Origin of the sequence: Enterobacter sp. SECR19-1250 (assembly GCF_013391025.1) — a bacterium.
GTDB lineage: Bacteria > Pseudomonadota > Gammaproteobacteria > Enterobacterales > Enterobacteriaceae > Enterobacter > Enterobacter cloacae.
On the sequence record NZ_JACASJ010000152.1, the window covers coordinates 1 to 8454 of the forward strand.

At 54.5% G+C, this 8454-nt stretch carries 8 protein-coding genes; 4 read left to right on the forward strand and 4 right to left on the reverse strand.

Features of this window, described 5'->3' with window-relative positions; genetic code table 11:
* Positions 1-495: 495 nt before the first annotated feature.
* Positions 496-708 carry a DUF1471 domain-containing protein gene (locus tag HX884_RS24205; protein WP_013099352.1) on the reverse strand — a complete coding sequence of 71 codons (213 nt, stop codon included), beginning with the start codon at positions 706-708 and terminating at the stop codon, positions 496-498.
* A 114-nt stretch (positions 709-822) separates the two neighbouring features.
* Positions 823-1659, reverse strand: coding sequence for a formate dehydrogenase accessory sulfurtransferase FdhD (gene fdhD, locus HX884_RS24210; protein WP_058682052.1), 837 nt, complete (start codon positions 1657-1659; stop codon positions 823-825).
* A gap of 383 nt (positions 1660-2042) precedes the next feature.
* Between fdhD and fdnG the strand changes: the two genes are divergently transcribed.
* From fdnG to fdhE, 4 genes are read left to right on the forward strand one after another with little or no spacing between them, the layout of a single operon-like run.
* Positions 2043-5093 (forward strand): formate dehydrogenase-N subunit alpha, encoded by a 3051-nt coding sequence (fdnG, locus tag HX884_RS24215; protein ID WP_178328917.1) that lies wholly within the window; start codon positions 2043-2045, stop codon positions 5091-5093.
* A 12-nt stretch (positions 5094-5105) separates the two neighbouring features.
* Positions 5106-6008 carry a formate dehydrogenase subunit beta gene (fdxH, locus tag HX884_RS24220; protein WP_014833793.1) on the forward strand — a complete coding sequence of 301 codons (903 nt, stop codon included), beginning with the start codon at positions 5106-5108 and terminating at the stop codon, positions 6006-6008.
* Positions 6005-6640: a formate dehydrogenase cytochrome b556 subunit gene (gene fdoI / locus HX884_RS24225; RefSeq protein WP_013099357.1), complete on the forward strand. Its 636-nt coding sequence runs from the start codon at positions 6005-6007 to the stop codon at positions 6638-6640. Before fdxH ends, fdoI begins: the two co-directional genes overlap by 4 nt.
* Complete coding sequence (fdhE, locus tag HX884_RS24230; RefSeq protein ID WP_029882351.1) at positions 6637-7566, forward strand: formate dehydrogenase accessory protein FdhE; 930 nt, start codon at positions 6637-6639, stop codon at positions 7564-7566. The genes fdoI and fdhE overlap by 4 nt, the downstream gene beginning before the upstream one ends.
* Positions 7567-7605: 39 nt before the next feature.
* Here the strand turns inward: fdhE and HX884_RS24235 are convergent, their stop codons facing one another.
* Together HX884_RS24235 and HX884_RS24240 are read right to left on the reverse strand one after the other, a co-directional pair.
* Positions 7606-7977 (reverse strand): type II toxin-antitoxin system VapC family toxin, encoded by a 372-nt coding sequence (locus tag HX884_RS24235; protein WP_080292722.1) that lies wholly within the window; start codon positions 7975-7977, stop codon positions 7606-7608.
* Between the two features lie 2 nt (positions 7978-7979).
* The gene (locus HX884_RS24240) at positions 7980-8222 is read right to left on the reverse strand and encodes a ribbon-helix-helix protein, CopG family (RefSeq protein WP_178328918.1); all 243 of its coding nucleotides are present in this window, start codon (positions 8220-8222) and stop codon (positions 7980-7982) included.
* Positions 8223-8454: the final 232 nt, after the last annotated feature.

An 8454-nucleotide genomic window follows, 5' to 3' on the forward strand; every position in this document is an offset into this window, starting at 1 on the left:
GCTCCGGATGAATATGATGATCTCATATCAGGAACTTGTTCGCACCTTCCCTAACGCTGTAACCAGCATTCCTTTTTTGATCAGTGCGTTCATTCAATTTCCTTATTAAGGTGAAATACAAAAGAAAGCCAAATTCCGACATTTGGCCGAGGGTGTCGATAAGCAATATTAATTGCCGGAAAATACCAGCATCAATAACCGCTATCAATTGTCTGACCCATCTTTAGGATTTAGGCCTGAGGAATTCCTTAACTATTAAGATCAATTATTTGGAATATGAATGTAAATAGCGCCAGCGGCTTAAAAGTATTGAAGGGAATTATGTTACCGACAGTCTTATCAGACAAATTATTTAAGAGGGTTATTTAACGATAAGCGTTAAACAGGAATAACGATTGAGAAGGGAGAGGAGATTTCGCCTTTGCAAGCGAGAAGCGGGATGAGTTTTTTACACCTGTCCCCGCTCCGAAGAGCAAGGGACAGTGGCAACACAACTTATTTGTTCAGTTCAGCGGTCATATGTACGCGGTTACCAGAGAATGCCTGAGTAATTTTGTAAGAGGACGCGCCCGCTTCCTGAGCCTGAGCGGCGATTTTCGCTTCTGCGCCATCCAGCGTGGAGGCGGAAGCGGTGACAGTCTGTGCAGCGAAAGAACCGAATGAAGCAGCCAGAGCGATTACAGCGACAAAAGTTTTGATGCTTTTCATGATATAAACCCTTTCGTTAAGTTGTTTTGGTAAGGCACCGTGCCTTGATGAGATAAATACTAGACCTCATGACCGACAACTAAAAGCGGAAGGATTTGCTAATATCATTCAAAATTACTGATCAACAATTAAACGCTGAGGATGCGTGTAAACGGTAGCCCTTCCCGGTTTGCAGAAGCCGACCAGCGTCAGGTTACAACGCTCTGCCACCTCTACCGCCAGCGTCGTCGCCGCCGAGACCGCAAACAGGATTTCGACGCCGCACATTGCAGACTTTTGCACCATCTCGTAGCTGGCGCGGCTGGACACCAGCGCTGCGCCCTGCTGCCAGAGATCGCTCTCCCGCGCCCGACGCCCCATCAGTTTATCCAGTGCCACGTGACGTCCCACGTCTTCATGCCCACCGGCGATCTCGCCTGATGGCAGAACCCATGCCGCCGCATGCGTACAGCCGCTCAACTGGCCGATGGGCTGCACGTCGTTGAGGTGGGCAAGCGCGTGGTCGAGGTTGGCCAGATTGAAGGTCTGCGTAAAGGGCAGCGGCGCGACAGGTTTGCCGATATCGTTCAGTTGCTCAACGCCACAGACGCCGCACCCTGTTCGCCCGGCCAACGCACGACGACGCTCCTTCAGCCCCATAAAGCGACGGCTGGAGAGTTCGATCTGCACTTCCAGACCGTTGCAGGCCTGAACCACATCCATGCCGTAAATGTCCTGCGGATGCGCAATGATGCCTTCCGAGAGCGAAAACCCGATGGCGAACAGTTCAAGATCTTTTGGCGACGCCATCATCACAACGTGCGAGATGCCGTTGTACACCAGAGCGACGGGGACTTCTTCCGCCAGAAAATCGGGCGTGGCGTGTGTAATGTGAGGGGGTCGATGTACCGACAGCTCCACAATGCCTGCTGGCAGCGGTGACGAGTGGGTAGCACGGTTTTGTTTAGACACAACGGTTTTCCTGAACAACCACGGAGGTGAGCCTGCTATTGCAGCATAAACCACAGGCCTTACGCATAGTATGGATCAACTTTTCAGCACCCAACCGCCTCAAGTTTACCTACTCATTCTGGAGAGGTGCAACCGGCGCCATGCTACACCCCTGTAACATGCGGGGTTAATAGTGTGATTGATATCACACTTTATAATCAACACGGTGATAATACGTTCACTTTGTATTAACGCCATTGGAACAGGCGTACCGACATTGTGGTATTCTGGTGATATCCCCCGGAGAAATGAGGGATTAACGCAAATTTTTCTCCTTTGCGGTCATTATTCAACCGCGAAGTCAAAACTACATATGTAAGCAATGTCGAAACAAGGAGTGACCCATGCAGGTCAGCAGAAGGCAGTTCTTTAAGATCTGCGCTGGCGGTATGGCAGGCACCACGGCAGCGGCACTGGGCTTTGCGCCTGGCGTAGCGCTGGCGGAAACGCGGCAGTATAAACTGCTGCGCACCCGTGAAACCCGTAATACCTGTACGTACTGCTCTGTCGGTTGCGGGCTGTTAATGTATAGCCTCGGCGACGGTGCTAAAAACGCCAAAGCGTCTATCTTCCACATCGAAGGCGACCCGGACCATCCGGTCAACCGCGGCGCGCTGTGCCCGAAAGGGGCCGGTCTGGTGGACTTTATCCACTCCGAAAGCCGTCTGAAATTCCCGGAATATCGCGCGCCTGGCTCTGATAAATGGCAGCAAATCAGCTGGGAAGAAGCATTTGACCGCATCGCTAAACTGATTAAAGAAGACCGCGATGCCAACTTTATTGCGAAGAACGCCGACGGCGTGACGGTCAACCGCTGGCTCTCCACCGGGATGCTGTGTGCATCGGCTTCCAGTAACGAAACCGGCTATTTAACCCAGAAATTCACGCGCGCACTCGGTATGCTCGCGGTCGACAACCAGGCGCGTGTCTGACACGGACCAACGGTAGCAAGTCTTGCTCCAACATTTGGTCGCGGTGCGATGACCAACCACTGGGTCGACATCAAGAACGCCAACCTCATTGTGGTGATGGGCGGTAACGCCGCTGAAGCGCACCCTGTCGGGTTCCGCTGGGCGATGGAAGCCAAAATCCACAACGGTGCGAAACTGATTGTGATCGATCCCCGCTTTACGCGTACAGCGTCAGTGGCGGATTTCTACACCCCTATTCGTTCAGGTACTGACATCACTTTCCTGTCAGGCGTATTGCTGTACCTGATGACTAACGAAAAATACAACCGCGAATACACCGAAGCCTATACCAACGCCAGCCTGATCGTGCGTGAGGATTACCACTTCGAAGATGGCCTGTTCAGCGGTTACGACGCCGAAAAACGCAAGTACGACAAAACCAGCTGGAACTACGAGCTGGACGAGAACGGCTTTGCGAAGCGCGACACCACCCTGCAACACCCGCGCTGCGTGTGGAACCTGCTGAAAGAGCACGTTTCTCGCTATACGCCGGACGTTGTTGAGAACATCTGTGGTACGCCAAAGGCTGACTTCCTGAAGGTCTGCGAGCTTATCGCCGAAACCAGCGCGAAAGACAAAACCGCGTCGTTCCTGTATGCCCTCGGCTGGACGCAACACTCCATTGGTGCGCAGAACATCCGTACCATGGCGATGGTTCAGCTGCTGCTCGGCAACATGGGGATGGCAGGCGGCGGCGTGAACGCCCTGCGCGGTCACTCCAATATTCAGGGTCTGACCGACCTCGGCCTGCTGTCACAAAGCCTGACGGGTTATATGAACCTGCCAAGCGAGAAACAACCGGACCTGCAAACCTACCTGACAGCCAGCACGCCAAAACCGCTGCTTGAAGGCCAGGTGAACTACTGGGGCAACTATCCGAAGTTCTTCGTCTCGCTGATGAAAGCCTTCTACGGCGACAAAGCGACGGCGGAAAACAGCTGGGGCTTTGACTGGCTGCCGAAGTGGGACAAAGGTTACGACGTTCTGCAGTACTTCGAGATGATGCACCAGGGTCAGGTCAACGGCTACATTTGCCAGGGCTTTAACCCGGTCGCCTCGTTCCCGAACAAGAACAAGGTTGTCGAGTCGCTGTCGAAACTGAAGTTCCTGATTACCATCGACCCGCTCAACACCGAGACCTCGACCTTCTGGCAGAACCACGGTGAATCGAACGATGTCGAACCGTCAAAAATTCAGACCGAAGTGTTCCGTCTGCCATCAACCTGCTTCGCGGAAGAGAACGGTTCTATCGTCAACTCTGGCCGCTGGTTGCAGTGGCACTGGAAAGGTGCGGACGCCCCGGGCATCGCCATGAACGATGGCGAGATCCTGGCCGGTATCTTCTTACGCCTGCGTAAGATGTACGCGGCAGAAGGCGGCGCGAACCCGGAACCGGTTCTGAACATGACCTGGAACTACTCGACGCCGGAGAATCCATCCCCGGAAGAAGTGGCGATGGAGAGCAACGGTAAAGCGCTGGCGGACGTTATCGACCCGGCCACCGGTACCGTGCTGGCGAAGAAAGGCGATCAGCTCAGCACCTTCGCGCACCTGCGTGATGACGGCTCCACCTCAAGCGGTTGCTGGATCTTTACCGGTAGCTGGACGCCGAAAGGCAACCAGATGGCCAACCGCGATAACGCTGACCCATCGGGCCTTGGCAATACGCTGGGCTGGGCTTGGGCATGGCCGCTGAACCGCCGCATTCTCTATAACCGTGCCTCCGCTGACCCGCAGGGTAACCCGTGGGATCCGAAGCGTCAGCTTCTGAAATGGGACGGCGCGAAATGGGGCGGCGTGGATATTCCGGACTACAGCACTGCCGCACCAGGCAGCGATGTCGGGCCGTTTATCATGCAGCCTGAAGGGATGGGACGCCTGTTTGCCATCGATAAAATGGCGGAAGGGCCGTTCCCGGAACACTACGAGCCGTTTGAAACGCCGCTGGGTACTAACCCGCTGCACCCGAACGTGGTCTCTAACCCGGCTGCCCGTATCTTTAAGGGCGACTTTGAAGCGCTGGGTAAAAAAGACAAGTTCCCGTATGTGGGCACCACTTACCGTCTGACCGAGCACTTCCACTACTGGACCAAGCACGCGCTGCTTAACGCCATCGCGCAGCCGGAACAGTTTGTGGAGATCGGCGAGAAGCTGGCGAACAAGCTCGGCATTGCCCATGGCGATACCGTGAAGGTCTCCTCCAACCGTGGCTATATCAAGGCCAAGGCGGTAGTGACCAAGCGTATTCGCACGCTGAACGTACACGGTCAGCAGGTGGATACCATCGGTATTCCGATTCACTGGGGTTATGAGGGCGTGGCGAAGAAAGGGTTCATTGCGAACACCCTGACGCCATTCGTCGGTGATGCGAACACGCAGACGCCGGAGTTTAAGGCCTTCCTCGTGAACGTGGAAAAGGTGTAACGGAGACGACTTATGGCTTATCAATCTCAGGACATTATTCGTCGTTCCGCGACTAACGGTTTCACGCCCGCGCCTCAGGCGCGGGACCACCAGCAGGAAGTGGCGAAGCTTATCGACGTTACCACCTGTATCGGCTGTAAAGCCTGTCAGGTGGCCTGTTCAGAGTGGAACGACCTCCGTGACGAAGTGGGTCACAACGTCGGGGTGTACGACAACCCGGCCGACCTGACCGCCAAGTCCTGGACGGTAATGCGTTTCTCTGAAGTGGAGCAGAACGACAAACTGGAATGGCTTATCCGCAAAGACGGCTGTATGCACTGTGCGGATCCGGGCTGCCTGAAGGCGTGTCCGTCAGAAGGGGCTATCATTCAGTATGCCAACGGCATTGTCGACTTCCAGTCCGAGCAGTGCATCGGCTGCGGCTACTGCATCGCGGGCTGCCCGTTTGACGTGCCGCGACTGAACCCGGAAGACAACCGCGTCTACAAATGTACGCTGTGCGTTGACCGCGTGAACGTTGGCCAGGAGCCAGCCTGCGTGAAAACCTGTCCAACCGGCGCCATCCACTTTGGCTCCAAAGAGGATATGAAAACGCTGGCGGCCGAACGCGTGGGTGAACTGAAAACCCGTGGTTACGATAACGCTGGCCTGTACGATCCGGCCGGTGTGGGCGGTACGCACGTGATGTACGTGTTGCACCATGCCGACAAGCCGAATCTGTATCACGGCCTGCCGGAGAACCCGGAAATCAGCGCCACCGTGAAGTTCTGGAAAGGCATCTGGAAACCGCTGGCAGCGGTAGGCTTTGCTGCCACCTTCGCAGCGAGCATCTTCCACTACGTCGGCGTCGGTCCGAACCGCGCGGAAGAGGAAGACGACAACCTGCATGAAGAGAAAGACGAGGTGCGCAAATGAAAAAACGTGACACCATCGTGCGCTACACCGCGCCGGAACGCATCAACCACTGGGTCACCGCCTTCTGCTTTATGCTGGCGGCGATAAGCGGGCTGGGGTTCTTCTTCCCGTCCTTCAACTGGCTGATGCAGATACTGGGTACGCCACAGCTGGCGCGCATCCTTCACCCGTTCGTGGGTGTGGTGATGTTTGCCTCGTTTATCATCATGTTTTTCCGTTACTGGCACCATAACCTAATCAATCGGGATGATATCTTTTGGGCGAAGAATATTCGTAAGATCGTCGTCAACGAGGAAGTGGGTGACACCGGGCGTTATAACTTCGGCCAGAAGTGCGTATTCTGGGCTGCGATTATCTTCCTGGTCCTGTTGCTGGTGAGCGGCGTGATCATCTGGCGTCCGTACTTTGCGCCTGCTTTCTCAATCCCGGTGATCCGATTCGCGCTGATGCTGCATTCATTTGCCGCAGTGGCGTTAATTGTGGTTATCATGGTGCATATTTACGCCGCCCTCTGGGTGAAAGGCACCATTACCGCGATGGTGGAAGGATGGGTAACCAAAACGTGGGCGAAGAAACATCACCCGCGCTGGTACCGTGAAGTCCGCCAGAAACAGGAAAAGTCATCTGAATGAGTATTCGCATAATCCCGCAAGATGAGCTGGGGTCGAGCGAGAAACGCACGGCGGAATATATTCCGCCGTTGTTATTCCCCAGACTCAAGAACCTCTACAACCGCCGTGCAGAGCGCCTGCGCGAGCTGGCAGAGAACAACCCGCTGGGCGATTTTCTGCGTTTTGCCGCGCTGGTTGCCCATGCGCAAGAAGTGGTGCTGTACGACCACCCGCTGCAAATGGATCTGACTGCGCGCATCAAAGAAGCCAGTGAGCAGGGCAAGCCGCCGCTGGATATTCACGTCCTGCCGCGTGACAAGCACTGGCATAAGCTGCTGCATTCTCTGATTGCCGAGCTGAAGCCCGAGATGAGCGGCACCGCGCTGGCGGTCATTGAGAACCTGGAAAAAGCCTCCGATCAGGAGCTGGAAGAGATGGCGAGCGCGCTGTTTGCCTCTGACTTCTCGCTGGTCAGCAGCGATAAAGCACCGTTTATCTGGGCTGCGCTGTCGCTCTACTGGGCGCAAATGGCCAGCCTGATCCCTGGTAAAGCGCGCGCCGAATACGGCGAAGCGCGCCAGTTCTGTCCGGTGTGTGGCTCAATGCCGGTCTCCAGCATGGTACAGATCGGCACCACCCAGGGGCTGCGCTACCTGCATTGCAACCTGTGTGAAACCGAGTGGCATGTGGTGCGCGTGAAGTGCAGCAACTGCGAGCAGACCCGCGATCTGAACTACTGGTCGCTGGAAAATGAAGACGCGGCGGTAAAAGCCGAAAGTTGCGGCGATTGCGGTACGTATCTGAAGATTCTGTATCAGGAAAAAGACCCGAAAGTTGAAGCGGTGGCCGACGATCTCGCCTCGCTGATTCTGGACGCCAAAATGGAGCAGGAGGGCTTTGCCCGTAGCTCTATCAACCCGTTCCTGTTCCCGGGTGAAGGGGAGTAATCTCCTGTAATAGTGCCGGGCGGCGCAAGCGTGCCCGGCCTACAGTTGATAAGGCGTAACGACCTCATCAATACCCGAAAAATCTTTCGTATTTCGAGAAATCAACGGACATTTTCTGCTCTGGGCTGTGGCCAGAATGATGGCATCAGGCAGTTTCATTCCATGCTTTTCACGCAGTAAAACGCTTCTTTCCGCGATATCCCGAGACACATCAATAATTTCGAAAGCGCCCATCACGGCTGCCGTTTTCGCTTCATGACCATGCCTGCGTGCGCCCACCATCACCTCCATCCAGGTAATTAAGCTAATGGCTCGATGTGACGCGGCATGATCAATCGCATCCGCAGCTTCGACACGGTTGTTGAAGAGATCAATGAGAATATTGGTATCAAACACGGCCATATTATTCACGATCACCATTCCTCACGCAGCTTACGTTCATACTCCAGTCCGTCTTCTTTCTTGTCTCCCCACAAGCCAAGCGCAGCGCGAATAACAGACGAACTCTGCTGGTCGAGATACAGCTCTATCGCCTCCCGTAGCAGCTCAGCGCGCGGCTGATTTCGCAGTTTCTTGAGGTTATCCAGCCGTTGAATCACGTCATCAGGTAAATCGATCAGTATTCTGCCCATATCCAGTTCCGCCAAAACACTCATATATCACCTTAGTATATCATCTGCGGTTAATTTTCAGGCAAAATACACCTTATCAATTTAGGGTTAAAGGGCATTTTTTCGAGAGTAATCAATTTTGCGAGCCGCTTTCCATATCGTTCGCATCCTCAGATTTCGCTGTTTTCATCTGCACTGAATCAGGCTATAAATCTGTATATACATGGGTCTTCCCCGATCATGGTGGGAAGACTCAGAACGCCATATTCAGTTTTCC